The 17,974-nt window shown below is 68.6% G+C and carries 19 protein-coding genes; 14 read left to right on the forward strand and 5 right to left on the reverse strand.

The window, feature by feature from the left end:
- Positions 1–100 precede the first annotated feature (100 nt).
- The 4 genes from A5750_RS23610 (at position 101) to A5750_RS23625 (ending at position 3,477) form a co-directional block, all read left to right on the forward strand.
- On the forward strand, positions 101–1,063 hold the full coding sequence (locus A5750_RS23610) for a thiamine-phosphate kinase (protein ID WP_066952514.1): 963 nt from the start codon (positions 101–103) through the stop codon (positions 1,061–1,063).
- 9 nt (positions 1,064–1,072) lie between these two features.
- Positions 1,073–1,786 (forward strand): uracil-DNA glycosylase, encoded by a 714-nt coding sequence (locus A5750_RS23615; RefSeq protein WP_066952516.1) that lies wholly within the window; start codon positions 1,073–1,075, stop codon positions 1,784–1,786.
- Between the two features lie 5 nt (positions 1,787–1,791).
- Positions 1,792–2,718, forward strand: a complete 927-nt coding sequence (locus tag A5750_RS23620) for an NADP-dependent oxidoreductase (protein WP_067266131.1) — start codon at positions 1,792–1,794, stop codon at positions 2,716–2,718.
- A gap of 108 nt (positions 2,719–2,826) precedes the next feature.
- The gene (locus tag A5750_RS23625; RefSeq protein WP_067266134.1) at positions 2,827–3,477 is read left to right on the forward strand and encodes a nitroreductase; all 651 of its coding nucleotides are present in this window, start codon (positions 2,827–2,829) and stop codon (positions 3,475–3,477) included.
- A 1-nt stretch (position 3,478) separates the two neighbouring features.
- On the opposite strand, the gene A5750_RS23630 is transcribed toward A5750_RS23625, so the two are convergent.
- From A5750_RS23630 to A5750_RS23640, 3 genes are read right to left on the reverse strand one after another with little or no spacing between them, the layout of a single operon-like run.
- Positions 3,479–4,309, reverse strand: coding sequence for an oxidoreductase (locus A5750_RS23630; RefSeq protein WP_066952524.1), 831 nt, complete (start codon positions 4,307–4,309; stop codon positions 3,479–3,481).
- Positions 4,310–4,311: 2 nt separating this feature from the next.
- Complete coding sequence (locus tag A5750_RS23635) at positions 4,312–5,556, reverse strand: DUF1214 domain-containing protein (protein ID WP_066952526.1); 1,245 nt, start codon at positions 5,554–5,556, stop codon at positions 4,312–4,314.
- A 48-nt stretch (positions 5,557–5,604) separates the two neighbouring features.
- Complete coding sequence (locus tag A5750_RS23640) at positions 5,605–6,048, reverse strand: nuclear transport factor 2 family protein (RefSeq protein ID WP_066952528.1); 444 nt, start codon at positions 6,046–6,048, stop codon at positions 5,605–5,607.
- Positions 6,049–6,144: 96 nt separating this feature from the next.
- On the opposite strand from A5750_RS23640, the gene A5750_RS23645 reads away from it, so the two are divergent.
- The gene (locus tag A5750_RS23645; protein ID WP_066952692.1) at positions 6,145–7,035 is read left to right on the forward strand and encodes an SDR family NAD(P)-dependent oxidoreductase; all 891 of its coding nucleotides are present in this window, start codon (positions 6,145–6,147) and stop codon (positions 7,033–7,035) included.
- 2 nt (positions 7,036–7,037) lie between these two features.
- Positions 7,038–7,859 (forward strand): mycofactocin-coupled SDR family oxidoreductase, encoded by an 822-nt coding sequence (locus A5750_RS23650; RefSeq protein WP_066952530.1) that lies wholly within the window; start codon positions 7,038–7,040, stop codon positions 7,857–7,859.
- Between the two features lie 7 nt (positions 7,860–7,866).
- On the opposite strand, the gene rpmB is transcribed toward A5750_RS23650, so the two are convergent.
- The gene (gene rpmB / locus A5750_RS23655) at positions 7,867–8,061 is read right to left on the reverse strand and encodes a 50S ribosomal protein L28 (protein WP_046185726.1); all 195 of its coding nucleotides are present in this window, start codon (positions 8,059–8,061) and stop codon (positions 7,867–7,869) included.
- A gap of 260 nt (positions 8,062–8,321) precedes the next feature.
- Here rpmB and A5750_RS23660 point away from each other — a divergent pair, with 260 nt between their 5' ends.
- From A5750_RS23660 to A5750_RS23670, 3 genes are read left to right on the forward strand one after another with little or no spacing between them, the layout of a single operon-like run.
- Entirely contained in the window at positions 8,322–10,007 is a 1,686-nt protein-coding gene (locus A5750_RS23660) for a DAK2 domain-containing protein (RefSeq protein WP_067266240.1), read from the forward strand.
- Between the two features lie 2 nt (positions 10,008–10,009).
- Entirely contained in the window at positions 10,010–12,229 is a 2,220-nt protein-coding gene (gene recG / locus A5750_RS23665; RefSeq protein WP_067266138.1) for an ATP-dependent DNA helicase RecG, read from the forward strand.
- Positions 12,230–12,281: 52 nt separating this feature from the next.
- Complete coding sequence (locus tag A5750_RS23670; protein WP_067266241.1) at positions 12,282–12,995, forward strand: HNH endonuclease family protein; 714 nt, start codon at positions 12,282–12,284, stop codon at positions 12,993–12,995.
- A 1-nt stretch (position 12,996) separates the two neighbouring features.
- Here A5750_RS23670 and A5750_RS23675 read toward each other — a convergent pair whose 3' ends face one another.
- Positions 12,997–13,842 (reverse strand): aldo/keto reductase, encoded by an 846-nt coding sequence (locus A5750_RS23675; protein WP_156659475.1) that lies wholly within the window; start codon positions 13,840–13,842, stop codon positions 12,997–12,999.
- Between the two features lie 346 nt (positions 13,843–14,188).
- Here A5750_RS23675 and A5750_RS23680 point away from each other — a divergent pair, with 346 nt between their 5' ends.
- The 5 genes from A5750_RS23680 to coaD all read left to right on the forward strand — a co-directional run bounded on the left by A5750_RS23680 (position 14,189) and on the right by coaD (position 17,971).
- A complete protein-coding gene (locus tag A5750_RS23680) occupies positions 14,189–15,304 on the forward strand; it encodes an alpha/beta hydrolase (protein WP_067266141.1) in 1,116 nt (371 codons plus the stop codon).
- Positions 15,305–15,401: 97 nt separating this feature from the next.
- Entirely contained in the window at positions 15,402–16,166 is a 765-nt protein-coding gene (locus tag A5750_RS23685; protein ID WP_066952695.1) for a DsbA family protein, read from the forward strand.
- Between the two features lie 8 nt (positions 16,167–16,174).
- Positions 16,175–16,798 (forward strand): vitamin K epoxide reductase family protein, encoded by a 624-nt coding sequence (locus A5750_RS23690; RefSeq protein ID WP_197505511.1) that lies wholly within the window; start codon positions 16,175–16,177, stop codon positions 16,796–16,798.
- Positions 16,799–16,808: 10 nt separating this feature from the next.
- Positions 16,809–17,363, forward strand: coding sequence for a 16S rRNA (guanine(966)-N(2))-methyltransferase RsmD (rsmD, locus tag A5750_RS23695; protein WP_066952543.1), 555 nt, complete (start codon positions 16,809–16,811; stop codon positions 17,361–17,363).
- A gap of 125 nt (positions 17,364–17,488) precedes the next feature.
- Positions 17,489–17,971, forward strand: a complete 483-nt coding sequence (coaD, locus tag A5750_RS23700) for a pantetheine-phosphate adenylyltransferase (RefSeq protein WP_066952547.1) — start codon at positions 17,489–17,491, stop codon at positions 17,969–17,971.
- Positions 17,972–17,974 lie beyond the last annotated feature (3 nt).

The raw sequence follows: 17,974 nt of genomic DNA on the forward strand, positions 1-17,974 counted from the left end.
CACTGGCGCGGGCCGCTCGCGCGGGCAGTAAATTAACTTACCGCAGGTCGGCGACCCGTCAGAGGCCCACGCAGGGGACGAGAGCGCCGGAGGAGGTGGCGTGCGCGACGACGCATCGGAGCCCACACTGCAGCAGCTCGGGGAGTTCGCCGTCATCGATCGTTTGGTGCGCGGCCGCCGGCAGCCGGCCGCGGTGGCCGTCGGGCCGGGCGACGACGCGGCGGTGGTACAAGCCAGGGACGGCCGCATCGCTGTGTCGACCGACATGCTCGTGCAGGATCGGCATTTTCGGCTGGACTGGTCGACCCCCCGCGACGTCGGCCGCAAGGCCATCGCCCAGAACGCCGCGGACATCGAGGCGATGGGAGCGCGGCCGACGGCCTTCGTGGTCGCGTTCGGCGCGCCCGGTGACACTCGGGCGGCCGACGTCGACGGACTGGTCGGCGGCATGTGGGACGAGGCGCAGCGTATCGGCGCGGGCATCGCCGGCGGCGATCTCGTCAGCTGCCCGCAATGGGTGATCTCCGTGACGGTGCTGGGTGACCTCGATGGCCGCGCGCCGGTGCTGCGGTCCGGGGCGAAAGCGGGCTCGGTGATCGCGGTCGCCGGTGAACTCGGCCGTTCGGCGGCTGGACTTTCGTTATTGGGCAAGGGGATCGAGGGATTCGATCCGCTGCGCCATCGACATCTGGTTCCCCAGCCGCCCTACGGGCAGGGCGTGGCGGCGGCCGCCGGAGGAGCGCAAGCGATGATCGATGTCTCCGACGGCCTGGTCGCCGACCTGCGGCACGTCGCCGAGGCGTCGGAGGTGGCGATGGACTTGTCCACGGCGGCACTGACCGCCGACCACGACTCGCTGACCGCTGCGGCCGCCGCCGCGGGCGCCGACCCATGGTCGTGGGTGCTCGGCGGCGGCGAAGACCACGCCCTGGTGGCCTGTTTCGCCGGCCCCGCGCCCGCCGGATGGCGGATCATCGGACGGGTTCTCGAGGGGAAGGCCGAAGTCCTTGTCGACGGGCAACAGTGGACCGGCTACGCCGGCTGGCAGTCATATGACCGTTAGGGTGGCGCGATGAGCCTTGATGCTTCGAAAGGACCGGTGACGACGGCGCGGCCCCTGAGCGAACTCGTCGAGCAGGGTTGGGCGACCGCGCTGCAACCGGTGGCCGATCAGGTCGCCGCGATGGGCCAATTCTTGCGGGCCGAGATCGCGGCCGGGCGCAGGTACTTACCGGCCGGGCCGAATGTGTTGCGCGCGTTCACCTTTCCCTTCGACAGCGTCCGGGTGTTGATCGTCGGGCAAGACCCGTACCCGACGCCGGGGCACGCGGTGGGCCTGAGTTTTTCGGTGGCCCCGGACGTGCGCCCGTTGCCACGCAGCCTGGCCAACATCTTCGACGAGTACGCCGCCGACCTCGGGCATCCGCAGCCCTCGTCCGGCGACCTGACGCCGTGGGCCGAGCGGGGGGTGATGCTGCTGAACAGGGTGCTCACCGTGCGCCCGAGCAACCCCGCCTCGCACCGGGGGAAGGGCTGGGAGGCGGTGACCGAATGCGCGATCCGTGCGCTGGCGGCGCGCTCGCAGCCGATGGTGGCGATCCTCTGGGGCCGCGACGCCTCGACGCTGAAACCGATTCTGGCCGAGGACAATTGTGTGGCGATCGAGTCGCCACACCCGTCGCCGCTGTCGGCATCTCGGGGATTCTTCGGGTCGCGTCCGTTCAGCCGCGCCAACGAACTGCTCACGGGCATGGGCGCCGATCCCATCGATTGGCGACTGCCTTGACCGAGATGAGGGCTTTGCGGGCGCACCACCGGGGCGGCCCGGAGCAGCTGGTGGTCGAGCCGGCGCCCGTGCCGGCCCCGGCCGCGGGCGAAGTCTTGCTGGCCGTCCACGCCGCCGCCATCACGTTCGATGAGCTGACGTGGGACGAGACCTGGACCCGAGACGGTGTCAGCCGCACGCCGGTGATCCCGTCGCACGAAGTCTCGGGCGTCGTCCGCGAGGCCGCCGCGGGCGTGACGGACTTCGCGCCCGGGGACGAGGTCTACGGCCTGGTCCCGTTCGACCGCGACGGCGCCGCAGCCGAATTCGTCTGCGTCCCCGCGGCCGACCTGGCCGCCAAGCCGTCGACGGTGTCGCACGTCGTCGCCGCCGCGCTGCCGCTGGCCGGCCTGACCGCCCTGCAGGCGTTGGTCGACCACGCGGGCGTGCGCCCGGGTGAGGCCGTGCTGGTGCACGGCGGCGCGGGTGGTGTGGGCGCCTTGACGGTTCAGCTCGCCGCGATGCTGGGCGCGCGCGTCACCGCGACCGTGCGCAGCGACGCCGGTGACCTCGTCCGTGGATTCGGTGCCGTCCGGGTGATCGACGTCCGCACCGAGACAGTCGAAGACGCCGTCTACGACGTCGTGATCGACACCGTCGGCGGTGAGACGCTGGACCGATCGTTTCCGGCGCTCCGCCCGGGTGGGCGGCTGGTCACCCTGTCGGCGCCGCCGCCGACGGGCGTAGCCGATGAATACGGCGTCAGGGCAATCTTTTTCATCGTCACGCCGAATCGGGATCAGCTGGTCGAGCTAGCGGCGCTGGTTGACCGGGGACAATTGCGGGTGGAGATCGCCGAGACGTTCCCGCTCGAGCAGGGCCGCGAGGCTTTCGAGAGCGGCGGCCGCCCGGGCCGGCGGCCCGGCAAGACGGTCATCGTCGTTCGGGACTAGGGCCTTCTCGGCGATCACGCTGGCGTGACGCTCGGCGACGACCGTCACGCTGGGGTGACCCTTGGAAGCGGAAGGCGCCGTCAGCTCGGCGCCTGACACCATGAAGCTATGTACGACCTCGAAGACACCATTCGACAGCGGCATTCGACGCGGCTCTTCCTGCCCGACCCGGTACCGCGCCACCTGGTGCAGGAATCGCTGGAGCTGGCGATGCGCGCGCCGTCGAATTCGAACGTGCAGCCATGGCACCTGGTGTTCGTATCCGGTGCGGCCCGGGACCGGTTGGTCGCCGCCATGCTGGAAAAGGCGCGCGCCGAACCGCCCCGCGTCCCGACACTGCCCGCCGCGTTCGCTCATTTCCGGAGTGACACCGGCGCACACGTTTACGGTTCGATGGGCATCGCCCGCCATGACAGCGAGGCCCGGCGCATCGCCGTCCTGCGCAACTGGGAGTTCTTCCGCGCACCGCTGGGCGGCATCGTGTGCATGCACCGCGACCTCGGTTACGCCGACAGCATGGGCGTCGGCATGTTCCTGCAGACGCTGCTGCTGGCGTTGACCGCACGCGGATTGGGCACCTGCGTGCAGGTGGCCATCGCCGGTTATCCCGACGTCGTGCGCGAGCAGCTCGATATCCCGCCGGAGATGAACATCCTGTGCGGCCTGTCGATCGGTTATTCCGATCCCGATTTTCCCGCCAACAACCTGCACATCGGGCGAGACCCCGTGGACCGGCACGCCGTGTTCCTCGACGAGTGACTTACGAGCTCTCGAAGTTGACGTCCTTGGTGACGGCTTTCCACTGTTCGATCGACGACGACAGCGCGGCGATCTTGTCGCGCATGGCCTTGAGTACGTCGCGGCCCAGCAGCAGCCGCAGCGGTGGCTCGTCGAGCGTGGTCACCATCAGCACCGCGTCGGCAACCTTTTTGGGGTCACCAGGGAGATGATCGGCGAACTGCTTGATCAAGTCCTTGCGGGCCGCCACGTCGACGTAATCGGCTATCGGGGTGCCCGACTCCTTCATCGACCGCGTCGCCCAGTCGGTGCGGAAGGCGCCCGGCTCGATGGCGGTCACCTTGATCCCGAGCGGCCGCACCTCGGTGGCCAGCGCCTCGGTGATCGCTTCGAGCGCGAATTTCGTCGACGAGTAATACGCGTTGGGCGGGTTGGCGACCAGACCGGTCATCGACGACATGTTGATGATGTGCCCGGATCCGCGGGTCCGCATGCCCGGCAGCACCGCCTTGATCATGTTGACCGCACCGAAGTAGTTGACCTCGAACAGCTTTCGAACCTCGGCGTCCTCGCCCTCCTCCACTGCGGACAGGTAGCCATGACCGGCGTTGTTGACCAGGACGTCGATGCCGCCGAACGCCGCATCGGCCGCCGACACCGCCGCCGCGATCTGGTCGGCGTCGGTCACGTCGAGCGCGACGGCCAGCGCCCGGTCGCCGAACTCGTCGACGAAGTCGCGTATCGAGTCGGTCCGCCGCGCGGTCACCACCGCGCTGTGGCCCGCTTCCAGTGCGGCGCGCGCGATTTCGCGCCCGAAGCCGGTGGAGCATCCGGTGATCAGCCAGCGCGACATCGCTAGATCGGCCCTTCCGGTAGTCGGCGCAGATACGCGGTTCGCCGAGCCGCGAGTTGGGCGGCCCGTTGCTGCGAGCCCACCCGCGGCAAGTGCGGCACCTCGGCGTCGAGCCGGTCCAGCTTGACCACCCGCCCGCGGGCGCCGAGGTCTTCGCGGGGACCCGCCTCACCGAATTCCGCCATGCGCAGGGTCAAGATCCCCTCGCGCAGGCCGTCGGAGTCGATCCAGTTGGCCGCCCCGGGATCGGCCGGCGCGATCACGTAGGTGTAGCTGCCGTCCTCGTTGGCGACCGATTGCGCCTTGTTGAGGCTGCCGGTGCGGTCGAGGATGTCCAGCGTGGTGCCCCAGATGTTGCTCAGCGGCACCGTGAAGTATTCGGCGCCACCGTCGTTGAGGTCCACCACGAACGCCTCGTCGGGTGCGAGATCGAAACGCCCCATGACGTAGACCTGGTTGCGCATCGCGCCGACCTTGTCGGCCGACCACGCCAGGTTGAAATGGTTGGCCGGCATTTTGTACACGCCGTGGCTGAGCTTGCCGGTGAAGTTGGCGAAGTAGTCCATCATCGCCGCGGTGGCCTCGGCCTGCTCGTCGAGCGTGCGTGCCGGTGTCGCGGGCGGCCCCCCGAGCCGTTGCACCTCAAGATGATTGGGGTCGTCGCGGCTCCAGTCCAGCAGCACGTCGCGGATGTAGAACTCGTGTGCCGCGGGTGTGGTCCGCACGTGGTTGGGCCGCCCGCCGGCGGGGTCGGCGTCCACGGTGATGGTGAAGCTTCCGTCGGAGTCGACCTGCATTGTCCGGCCGTTGAGCACGTCGACGGTGCCCATGTTCGCATCCCACAACGTGAAGTAGTTCTCGGTCATCCGGTGTTCGCCCACCCGGCCGTGGATTTCGTAGCGTTCGTCACCGGAGATCGGGATCACCCGGTACACGCTGTCCGGATTGTCGATGCCCCAACGTGACCCGGGGATGGGCCGGCCGTCGACGGGATGCGCCAGCCGGGTGATGCAGCTGACCTTCGGCCTCAGCTTGTCCTGATTGGACGACCACACCGCCGCCGAGAACATCACCTCGGCGAACGCGTCGTCGAACCGCTCCCGCATCGCGTCGGACGCCTTGGCGCGGCCCAGCCAGGTATCGGCCACCGTCCGATAGGCGGCCTTGACGGTCGGGTGCTCGATCAGGTCAAGGGCGGCCAGTTCCTGTTCGTGCTGGGATGTCGTCGCGACGGGGTCGTCATGCATGCGCTGTTCCTCCGATGTACTGCTCAAAACGCTTGGCACACAACGCGATCAGAACTTCAAATGCTGGCTGACGTCGCCGACCTGATCGATGAACATGGTGCGGCTGTCGAACCGCCAGGCGCCGTCCACCCGCGCAAACGTGTCCTTGTAGTGCCCGGTCACGATCACCTGCAGCGGCAGGTCGGGGGTGGCCTGCGTGACGCAGTAGTAGGAAGTGCTGCGGGCGGTCCCTTCGGCCTCGTCGATGTGCAGCTGCACGTTGGTCGTGTTGTGCTTGGTCTTCGGGGTGCCGTCGGAGTAGATGCGCGTGGCCATCTCATACATCTCGCGCACCCGGGCGGCCCCGGCGAACACCGTCTCCGGTGGACCGTCCTCCACGCCGCAGATGCGGCCGTGTTCGAACAGCCGGGCCACTCCGTCCAGGTCGCCGCGGTCGAGAAGCTCGGCGTAGGTGTAGATGAGGTTGGTGATTTCGGTTGCGCTGTCACTCATGTGGAACCACCTTTGGACCCATCTCCTCCGCTTCCGCGAACAATGGTGGCAGAACCGGTCCAATTTACATAGAACCGACCATTACTCTTGATCGCCGTGACGTTACCTTGGACGCCGAGCCGACTCGGCAATCTGACCGGCAAGCGAATCGTCGTGACCGGAGCGACCAACGGGGTCGGGCTGGGCACCGCACGTGCCCTGGCCAAAGCCGGCGCGCACGTGATCCTGGCGGTGCGCAACATCGAACTGGGCGAGCAACGCGCTGCCGAGATGGGTGGCTCGACGTCGGTGGCCAGGGTCGACCTCGCCGACCTGTCGTCGGTGCGCGCCTTCGCGAAGTCGGTCGACGACGACATCGACATCCTGGTCAACAACGCCGGCGCGCTGACCGAGCGCCGCACCGACACGGTCGACGGATTCGAGATGACGCTGGGCACCAACCTGCTCGGGCCGTTCGCCCTGACCAACCTGCTGCTGCCCAAGGTGCGCACGCAGATCATCAACGTCGGCTCCGACGCACACCGGTCGGCGACGCTGCGTATGGACGACCTGCACCTGCGCCGGCACAAGTGGACCCGGCTGGGCGCCTACGCGCAGTCCAAGCTCGCGGTCATGCTGTGGGGCTTGGAGCTGGACCGCCGGTTGCGCGCCGCCGGGTCGCCGATCGTCACCCAGCTCACCCACCCGGGCTGGGTGGCCTCGAACCTGTCGCAGCTCGGCGACTCGCCGGTGCTGGCGGCGGCCCACAAAGTGGTCAAGGTGGTGGCCGACCGGCTGGCCAACGACATCGACGAGGGGGCGGCACCCACGCTGTACTGCATCAGCGAACCGGTGCCCCCGGGCAGCTACGTCGGGGTCAGCGGCAGGTTCGGCCTGCGCGGCGGGCCGGTGCTGATCGGACGGTCACCGGTCGCCTGCGACTATGACACGGCCGCTCGCCTGGTGGCCTTCGCCGAAGAACAAACCGGCACGAAGCTGGAGGTATAGCCATGGGTGAACTCGACAACAAGGTCGCCGTTATCACCGGTGCGGCGCGCGGCCAGGGTCGCAGTCACGCCGTCGCCCTGGCCGAACAGGGCGCCGACATCATCGCGGTGGACATCTGCGCCGACATCGACGCGATTCCCTACCCGCTGGGGACCAAATCGGATCTCGACGAGACCGCGCGGCTGGTCGAAGCCGCGGGCCGCAAGGTGGTGCCCGTCGTCGCCGACGTCCGCGACCTGCCCCAACTGGAGGCCGCGGTGCAAAGCGGAATCGACGAGCTAGGGGAGGTGGACATCGTCATCGCCAACGCCGGGGTGGTGGCGATCGGTGACCCGGAAGCCCATTCCGAACCGGTGTTCACCTCGATCGTGGACACCAACCTCAAGGGGGTGTGGCACACGTTGTTGGCGACGGTCCCGTCGATCATCCGCAAGGGCCAGGGGGGGTCGATCGTCCTGGTCAGCTCGTCGCAGGGGCTGACCGGCCGGGGCGGCGACGGCAGTGCGGCGATGTTCGCCTACGCCGCGTCCAAGCACGGGGTGGTCGGGTTGATGCGGTCAGCGGCCAACGCCTATGCGCAACACAAGATTCGGGTCAACTCTGTCCACCCGAGCGGCGTCATGACGCCGATGATCCTCAACGACTTCGTCGTCAACCGGATGCTGGAGAACCCGAACCCGGCCGTCTCCCAGATGCTGCTGCCCGACGTGCCGTTGGTCGAGCCGCAGGACGTGACGGAAGCGGTGCTGTGGCTGGTCGGTCCCCGTGCCCGCTACGTGACGGGCGTGTCGATACCCGTGGACGCCGGGCACATCGTGATGTAGCGGCGGACTAGCCCCGGACGACCTTGCCGGCCTTGATGCAGGACGTGCAGACGTTCAGGCGCTGCTTGTTGCCGCCCGGCCGGGTGACGACGTGCACGGTCTGAACGTTGGGGTCCCACCGACGGCTGGTGCGGCGGTGGGAGTGCGACACCGACTTACCGAAGCCGGGGCCTTTCCCGCAGATGTCGCACACAGCGGCCATGGTTCAAGCTCCTCAAATCTCGGGGGTCCGGCTCGGCGGTCTGACACGCGGCCGGGACAGCCCGGGCTGACCGGGCCCAACCAGGATAGGCGATTGTCCTGGCAACCACCAAAACGATCGACGCCGCTGTCGCCCCGTCTGGCTAGGCTCAATGGGTCGGATCGCCCCGCCGGCGGGTGGTGGTCACGGGCAGCCGTCGCCCGGGCCGCCGAGCTACGCTGGCGCCCACCGGGAGCTGGGTGTGGAGGAGGTGGGTAACACTGGGAGCGTCGGAGCGTCTGCTGGACGCCATCACCTTGCGGGACTGGGCGCACACCGCCGTCAGCGACCTGATCACCCACATCGATGAGATCAACCGGCTCAATGTCTTTCCGGTTGCCGATTCCGACACCGGCGCGAACATGCTGTTCACCATGCGCTCGGCGCTGGCCGAGGCCAACGCGGGCGTCAATTCCGAGGGCGGCTCGGCCTGCGTCGCCCGGACGGCCGCGGCGATGTCGGCCGGTGCGCTGAACGGCGCCCGCGGCAATTCCGGCGTGATCTTGTCCCAAATCCTGCGGGGCATCGCCGACGTCACCGCCCTCGCGGCCACCGATTCCGGCGGTGAGCTGCCCCACATGGACGCGGCCATCCTCGAGGCGTCGTTGCGCCGCGGCGTGGACCTGGTCATCACCTCGATGGGCGGGGACGAGATCCCGGGGACCATCGTCTCGGTGCTGCGGGCCGCGGCCGACGCCGTCGGGGAGTGCGCCCAGGCCGGGGAAGGGCTCGCCGCGGCGATCATCGCCGCCGGCGATGCGGCGGTCGTCGCGCTGGAGAAGACGCCCGAACAGCTCGACGTGCTCGCCGACGCCGGTGCCGTGGACGCCGGCGGGCGGGGCCTGCTGGTCCTACTGGACGCCCTGCGCACCACCGTCACCGGCCAGGCGCCCGCCCGAACGGTGTACGAGCTCTCGCCGCCGGCACCGCAACCGGACGGCGCCGCCGAGCGGCCGGCACCGCAGTTCGAGGTGATGTACCGGCTGGACGGATGCGATCCGTCCGCGGCCGACGCGCTGCGCGACCGGCTCGGGGAGCTGGGGGACTCCGTGGGCATCGCCGCCGCGCCGTCGTCGGCCGATTGCACGTACTCGGTGCACGTGCACACCGACGACGCCGGCGCCGCGGTCGAGGCGGGGCTGGCGGCTGGGCGGCTGAGTCGCATCGTGATTTCTGCGTTGAGCTCCGGCGGCACGGGGCTGCCGGCCGGTGGCTGGACACGGGAACGCGCCGTGCTGGCGGTGGTCGACGGCGATGGCGCCGCCGAGCTGTTCGGCGGCGAAGGTGCCTGTGTGCTGCAGCGCGATCCGGCCGCCAACGAACCCAACATCAGCGCCCACCAGCTGATGCGGGCGGTGGTCGACACCGCTGCCGCGCAGGTGATGGTGCTGCCCAACGGCTACGTGCCCGCCGAGGAGCTGGTGGCCGGGTGCACCGCGGCCATCGGGTGGGGTATCGACGTGGTGCCGATCCCGACGGGGTCGATGGTGCAGGGGCTGGCCGCGCTGGCCGTGCACGAAACCGACCGGCAGGCGGTGGACGACGGCTACACGATGGCCCGTGCCGCCGGTGCCGCCCGGCACGCATCGGTGCGCATCGCGACCGAGAGCGCGCTGACGTGGGCGGGCCGCTGCCAGCCGGGCGACGGCCTGGGGATCGCCGGGGACGAGGTGTTGATCGTGGCCGCCGACGCGGTCGCGGCTGCCATCGGCCTGCTCGACCTGCTGTTGGCCTCCGGCGGCGACCTGGTGACGGTGCTGGTCGGCGCCGACATCGACACGCAAGAGAACGCGGCGGCCGTGGGCGGCGTCCTGGAAAGGCACATGCACGACCACCACCCGGGAACCGAACTCGTCACCTACCGCACCGGCCATCGCGGTGATGCGCTCTTGATCGGGGTCGAGTAGCCGTGGCGTCGCTCGGCGACCGGCTGGACTTCGTGGTGGGCGCCAAGGCCGCCGACCAGCTCGACGAGGAATTGGGCATCCGGACCGTCGACGATCTGCTGCGCCACTATCCGCGCAGCTACACCGAGGGCGCCACCCGCTGGGGCTCCGACGATCAACGCCCGCCGGCCGGCGAGCACATCACGATCGTCGACACGATCACCGAAACCAAGACGTGGCCGATGAAGAAGACCCCGAAGAAGCTGTGCCACCGCATCACCCTCGGCGCCGGCCGCAACAAGGTGACCGCGACGTTCTTCAACGCGAACTATTTGAAGAAGGACCTGACCGAAGGCACCAAGGTGATGCTCTCCGGAGAGGTCGGATTCTTCAAGAACGTCATGCAGCTGACGCACCCGGCGTTCCTCATCCTCGACTCACCGGACGGCAAGAACCGCGGCACCAGCTCCCTGAAGAACATCGCCATCGCCTCGCAAGCCACCACCGGCGAGGTGCAGATGGCGGCCTTCGAGCGAGCCTTCTTTCCGATTTATCCGGCCACCACGAAGTTGCAGAGCTGGGACATATTCAGGTGCGTGCGCCAAGTGCTCGACGTCCTGGATCCGGTGGGCGACCCGCTGCCCGCCGACCTGCGCGGCCGTTACGGCCTGGTCGCCGAAGACCTCGCGTTGCGCGACATCCACTTGGCCGAAGACGAGGCGGCACGGAGGCGGGCGCGGGAGCGCCTGACCTTCGACGAAGCCGTCGGGCTGCAGTGGGCGCTGGTCGCCCGGCGGCACAGCGAGTTGTCGGAATCCGGGCCCCCGGCGCCGCCGCGCCCCGACGGTCTGGCCGCGGAACTGCTGCGGCGGTTGCCGTTTGAGCTGACCGCGGGGCAGCGCGAGGTGCTCGACGTGTTCGGGCAAGAGCTGTCGGCAACCCGGCCGATGAACCGCCTGCTCCAAGGTGAGGTCGGTTCGGGCAAGACCATCATCGCGGTGCTGGCGATGCTGCAGCTGGTGGATGCCGGTTATCAGTGTGCGCTGCTTGCGCCCACGGAAGTCCTTGCCGCCCAACACCTGCGGTCGATCAATGACGTGCTCGGCCCGTTGGCGATGGCGGGCCAGCTCGGCGGCGCGGACAACGCGACCCGGGTCGGCCTGCTCACGGGTTCGATGACGGCCGCGCAGAAAAAGCAAGTCCGTGACGAAGTGGCAAGCGGTCAGGTCGGGATCGTCGTCGGCACGCATGCGCTGTTGCAGGACGCGGTGGAATTCCACAACCTGGGCATGGTGGTGGTCGACGAGCAACACCGGTTCGGTGTCGAACAGCGAGACCAATTGCGCGCCAAGGCCCGTCCCGGTGTCACCCCCCACCTGCTGGTGATGACGGCGACGCCGATACCGCGCACGGTCGCGTTGACCGTCTACGGCGATCTGGAAACCTCGACGCTGCGCGAGCTTCCGCGCGGACGCCAGCCGATCACCAGCAACGTCATCTTCGTCAAGGACAAGCCCGCGTGGCTCGAGCGGGCCTGGCGGCGTGTCATCGAAGAGGTCGCCGCCGGGCGCCAGGCCTACGTGGTGGCGCCGCGGATCGACGAGACCGACGACGCGGAGAAGCAGGAGCAGAACGTCAGACCGTCGGCAACCGCCGAGGGTCTCTACGCCCGGCTGCGTTCCGGCGAGCTGGCCGATGTGCGTCTGGCGCTGATGCACGGGCGGTTGTCCGCCGACGAGAAGGACGCCGCGATGGCAGCCTTCCGGGCCGGTGAGATCGATGTGCTGGTATGCACCACCGTCATCGAGGTGGGTGTGGATGTTCCCAATGCCACGGTGATGCTGGTGATGGACGCCGACCGCTTCGGGATCAGCCAGCTGCATCAACTGCGCGGCCGCATCGGCCGCGGCCAGCATCCCAGCCTGTGCCTGCTCGCCAGCTGGGTTTCGCCGGAGTCACCGGCGGGCCGGCGGCTTTCCGCCGTTGCCGCCACCTTGGACGGGTTCGCGCTCGCCGACCTGGACCTCAAGGAGCGTCGGGAGGGAGACGTCTTGGGCCGCAACCAGTCCGGTCGAGCGATCAATCTGCGCTTGCTCTCGTTGGCCGACCATCGCGACGTCATCGAGGCCGCGCGCGACTTCTGCGTGCGGGCCTACGCCGATGATCCGGCCAGCCCCGAATTGGCTTTGCTGGCAGCGCCTTTCGTGAACACTGACCGGATCGAATACCTGGACAAGTCGTGACCGCCGGCGACGATGCAGTGGGGGCACCTCCCACTTGTGGGGGACGGCGCCGGTGAATCGCAAGGTGCTGCTGTGGTTGTCCGCGGTCGCGGCGCTCGCGCTGCTGGTCGCCTACCAGACGGTCGGATCCTCGACCGCCAGGCATGCCGCCGAGTACGCGGCTCGCGCCGACGTTCCCACCGTGCAACCCGGCACCGACGTGCTCGCGGGCATCGCGGTGCTGCCGCTGCGCGCACACCGGTACGACTATCGCAGGGCGGCCTTCGGCGACGCGTGGGACGACGACAACGACGCCCCGCTGGGGCACAACGGCTGCGACACCCGCGACGACATCCTCAACCGCGACCTCGTCGACAAGACCTATGTGTCGACCAAACGGTGTCCGGACGCGGTGGCCACCGGCACCCTGCACGACCCGTATACCAACACCACGATCGCGTTCCAGCGCGGCGCCAAGGTCGGCGAGGCGGTGCAGATCGACCACATCGTCCCGCTCGCCTACGCGTGGGACATGGGCGCCTATGCCTGGCCGGCGGGCGAGCGGCTGCGGTTCGCCAACGATCCGGCCAACCTCCTGGCCGTCCAAGGACAGGCCAATCAGGACAAGGGCGACGCGCCGCCGGCGCTGTGGATGCCGCCGAATGCCGCGTTCGCCTGTCAGTACGCCATGCAGTTCATCGCCGTGCTGCGCGGCTATTCGTTACCGGTGGACCAGCCGTCGACTCCGATATTGCGTCAGGCGGCCGCCACCTGCCCGGCGGGCTAGGTCAGGTGCCGTCGTAGGTGTTCGGGTCCGGGCGCAGCCGGGTGCCGTCGTTGAGCCCGTTGATGGCGTCCATGTGCTCGGCGGCCAACTCGAAGTCGAACACGTCGAGGTTCCCGGCGATGTGCTCGGGATTGGCGGAGCGGAAGACGACCGCGTTGCCCAGCTGCAGGTTCCACCGCAGCAGCACCTGTGCCGGCGTCTTGCCGTATTCGCCGGCAACGGAAGTCACCGTCGGGTTGTCGTTCAACTTGCCGAGCGCCAGCGGCGTGTAGGCCTGGGTAACCACGTTGTGTTCGGCGTTGGTTTTGCGCAGCGCTTCCTGGTTGAGCAGCGGGTGCAACTCGACCTGGTTGACCACCGGGGTCACAAAGCTCAGGTCGATGACGTCCGTCACGTGTATGTCGGTGAAGTTCGAGACGCCGATCGAACGCGCGAGCCCGTCCCCGCGGCACTGGATCAGCCCGCCGAAGGAATTCACATATTCGCCTCGTGCCGGGACCGGCCAGTGGATCAGGTACAGGTCGAGATAATCCAGGCCCAGCCGCTCCAGGCTCTCCTTGCAGGCCTCCATAGAGCGCAGGAACCCGTGGTCGGCGGTGGCGAGTTTGGTGGTGACGAACAGTTCGGCGCGCGGAATCCCGGAGGACGCAATCGCGCGGCCGACGGCCGCTTCGTTGCCGTAGGCCGAGGCGGTGTCGATCAGCCGGCAGCCCATCTCCAGCGCCGCGGAGACCGCGCGCTCGGTCTCGTCCTCCGACAAATCCGCGACGCCAAGGCCAAGGACGGGCATCGTGTTTTCGTCATTAAGAGCTATCGAGGGCACGGCAACGCCCGACTCGCCAGCCAATGTATTCACCTGCCTATGAAATTGAACGTTCGTGGACCAAACCGGATGTCGTCATCGAGCGAGGAGATCGACGCCATTCCATCGGCGCGATATTACCGGGCTGCAAAATACCACCTCGTCAAACGCCCGGGCGGGGCGCGCAGTGTTATCGGACCCTGGTCTGCATTTCGCATAATCGTGACCACGTAGTGTTGGTCACACGGCGCACCGGAACCGGCAAGTGCCCTGTCGGTCGCCCAGCGCGCCCGGCACCAAGGGCACTCACCGGTGGCCGCCGGGGCCGGAGGGCTCCGAGACGACGGCGGGCAGCGTCGAGCGTTACGACGTTTTATTCGAGGGAGTACCCATGACCAAGAGCGTGCCCGCGCCGGACCTGCACCTGGGCGTCAAGCACACGCCCATGCGCCTGACCAGTCGCATGCAGGGCGCGGTTTCCACGATCGGCGTCAAGGTCATTCCGTGGATCCCGACCCCTGCCAAGCGCGCGCTGTTCGGTGGCCGCTCGGTGACCATCGACGGCAACACACTGGACCCCACGCTTCAGCTGATGCTCTCCGGTCTGCGCGCCGTCGGCATCGACGGCCTGGTCGTCGACGACGATCCGGGCGCGTCCCGCGCTCAGATGCGCCAGCTGTCGCTGGAACTTCCCGGACCGCAGATCCACGTCGACGTCCAGGAGCTGTCGCTGCCCGGGCCGGCCGGCGAGATCCCGGCGCGGCACTACCGTCCCGCCAACGGCGCGTCCGCGCCCGTGCTGGTCTTCTACCACGGCGGCGGATGGTCGATCGGCGACTTGGACTCCTACGACGCGCTGTGCCGGTTGACGTGCCGTGACGCCGGCATCCACGTGCTGTCGATCGACTACCGCCTGGCTCCCGAGCACCCGGCGCCGGCCGCGGTCGAGGACGCGTACGCCGCCTTCAGGTGGGCGTACGACCACGCCGGGGAACTCGGCGCCGCGCCCGGGCGGGTCGCGGTCGGCGGCGACAGTGCGGGCGGCAACCTGGCCGCCGTCGTGTGCCAACGGGCGCGCGACGAGGGTGACCCCGCCCCCGTGCTGCAGTGGCTGATTTACCCGCGGACCGACTTCACCGCGCAGACCCGTTCGATGGGCCTGTTCGCCCGCGGGTTCCTGCTGACCAAGCGCGACATCGATTGGTTCGAGTCGCAATACCTCAGGCGTTCGGGCATCGACCGGGCGGACCCGCAGGTCTCGCCGCTGCTGGCCGAGTCGCTGGCCGGGCTGGCGCCCGCGCTGATCGCCGTCGCCGGGTTCGACCCATTGCGCGACGAAGGCGAGAGCTACGCGGCGGCCCTGCAGGCCCCCGGGACCGCGGTCGATCTGCGGTGCATGGGGTCGCTGACGCACGGCTTCGCCAATCTGTTCCAGCTCGGCGGCGGCAGCGCCGCCGCGACCACCGAGTTGATTTCCGCGCTGCGCGCCCACATGAGCCGGGTCTGACCTGTTGCGCGGTCGCCGCCGGTAATCTAGAGGCGCCCACGAACGAGTGACGTCCACCACCGAACGACAACCCGAGCACCGAAGGATCACGGAAACTGTGGCCGACAAATCCAAACGCCCCCCGCGCTTTGACATGAAGGCCGCCGACGGTAAATCGGGCCGACTCCTCCAGATCGGCGGGACCGCGGTCGTCGTCATCTTCCTCGTCGCGCTGGTCTCCTACATCGTGGTCACGCACCACAAGAAGACCGCGGCCATCGGCGCGGGCGACACCGTGCGGGTGACATCGAGCAAGCTGGTCACCCAGCCCGGTACGAGCAACCCCAAGGCCGTGGTCACTTTCTACGAGGACTTCCTCTGCCCGGCCTGCGGCAACTTCGAGCGCACCTTCGGCCCGACGGTCTCCAGGCTGATCGACGTCGGCGCTATTGCGGCCGACTACTCCATGGTGTCGATCCTCGACAACTCCAGGAACCAGAACTACTCGTCGCGCGCGGGCGCCGCGGCCCTGTGCGTGGCCGACGAGTCCCTTGACGCGTTCCGCCGATTCCACACCGCGCTGTTCACTACCGACCTGCAGCCCAGCGAACGCGGCACCAGCTTTCCCGACAACGCCCGGTTGATCGAACTCGCGCGCGAGGCCGGCGTCGTGGGCAAGGTGCCCGACTGCATCAACAGCGGCAAGTACATCGCCAAGGTCACGGGTGAGGCGGCGGCCGCGAAGATCAACGCCACGCCGACCATCAAGATCAACGGCGACGATTACGACCCGTCCACGCCCGATGCGCTGGTCGCCAAGATCAAGAGCATCGTGGGCGACGTGCCGGGCATCGACGGCGCCGCGACCCCCCCGGCCACGTGACCACCCCGGTGTCAGCCCAAACCGCCGGCCTGACACCGGAATCGGGTCCCGAAGCGCGCGTGCCCTTGCCGAGCGCGTGGTGGGTGCTGATCGCCGGTGTGATCGGCTTGGTGGCCTCCGCGACGCTGACCGTGGAGAAGATCGACCTCCTGCTCAACCCGGCGTACGTGCCGTCGTGCAACTTCAACCCGATCCTGTCGTGCGGTTCGGTGATGGTCACGCCGCAGGCGTCGGTGCTGGGATTCCCCAACCCGCTGCTCGGCCTGGGGGCGTTCACCGTTGTGGTCGTCACCGGGCTGCTCGCGGTGACCAAAGTGGCGTTGCCGCAATGGTATTGGATCGGCCTGATGATCGGGCTGCTGATCGGGGCCGTGTTCGTGCACTGGCTGATCTACGAGAGCCTGTACAGCATCGGCGCGTTGTGCCCGTACTGCATGGTGGTCTGGGCGGCCACCATGACGCTGCTCGTGGTCGTCGCCTCGATCGTGTTCTCCCCGGCGCTGCAACGCCGGGGACGCGGTGTGGCGTGGGTGCTGTACCAGTGGCGGTGGTCCATCGCCGCGCTGTGGTTCACCGCGGTGTTTCTGCTGATCATGGCGCGGTTCTGGGACTATTGGTCGACGCTGCTGTAAGTGGTGGCAGGTGACCCGGATCATCGGCGGCGTGGCAGGCGGCCGGCGCATCGCCGTCCCGCCGCGAGGGACCAGGCCGACCACCGATCGGGTGCGTGAGTCGCTCTTCAACATCTTGACTGTGCGGCGCGACCTGAACGGCGTCGCGGTGCTCGACCTCTATGCCGGCTCCGGCGCACTGGGATTGGAGGCGCTGTCGCGAGGGGCCGCCTCGGCGCTGTTCGTGGAATCGGATCAGCGCAGCGCTTCCGTCATCGCACGCAACATCGACGCGCTCGGTCTTCCCGGCGCGGCGGTGCGCCGCGGCGCGGTCGCGACCGTCTTGGCGACCGGAACCCAGAGCCCGGTCGACCTCGTGCTGGCCGACCCGCCCTACGACGTCGAGGCCGCCGACGTGGAAGCCGCGCTGGCCGCTTTGGACACCCACGGCTGGACGCAGGCCGGAACCGTGGCGGTGGTGGAGCGGGCGGCGTTCGGCGCGGAGCTGACCTGGCCGCGCGGCTGGTCCGTCTGGCCGCCGCGCGTGTACGGCGACACCCGTTTGGAGATGGCCGAACGACTGTGAGGCGGGCGTGTACCGTCTGTCGTCATGTGCGCCGCTCTCCCCCGCAAGCGGGAGGGGGTACCTCCCACGTGCGGGGGCGTACCTCCGTCTCATCTCTGTGTTCCGCATCGTCGCCGGCGCGCGTCATGAGTGGCGCGGTATGCCCGGGGTCGTTTGATCCAGTGACGTTGGGCCACATCGACGTCTTCGAGCGGGCGGCGGCTCAGTTCGACGAGGTGGTGGTGGCGATCCTGACCAATCCCGCCAAGAAGGGCATGTTCGAACTCGACGAGCGGATCGCGATGATCAACGAGTCGACGACACATCTGCCCAACCTGCGCGTCGAGGCCGGCCAGGGCCTGGTGGTGGACTTCGTCAGGTCGCAGGGGATGACCGCGATCGTGAAGGGCCTGCGCACCGGCACCGACTTCGAATACGAGCTGCAGATGGCGCAGATGAACAAGCACATCGCCGGCGTCGACACGTTTTTCGTCGCGACGACGCCGCGGTATTCGTTCGTGTCGTCGTCCTTGGCCAAAGAGGTTGCGCTGTTGGGCGGCGACGTCTCGGAACTTCTGCCCGAACCGGTCAATCGCCGCCTGCGCGAGAAGCTCGCCGGCCGGTCCTAAATC

The sequence above is a fragment of the Mycobacterium sp. 852002-51613_SCH5001154 genome (genome assembly GCF_001667425.1).
Classification (GTDB): domain Bacteria; phylum Actinomycetota; class Actinomycetes; order Mycobacteriales; family Mycobacteriaceae; genus Mycobacterium.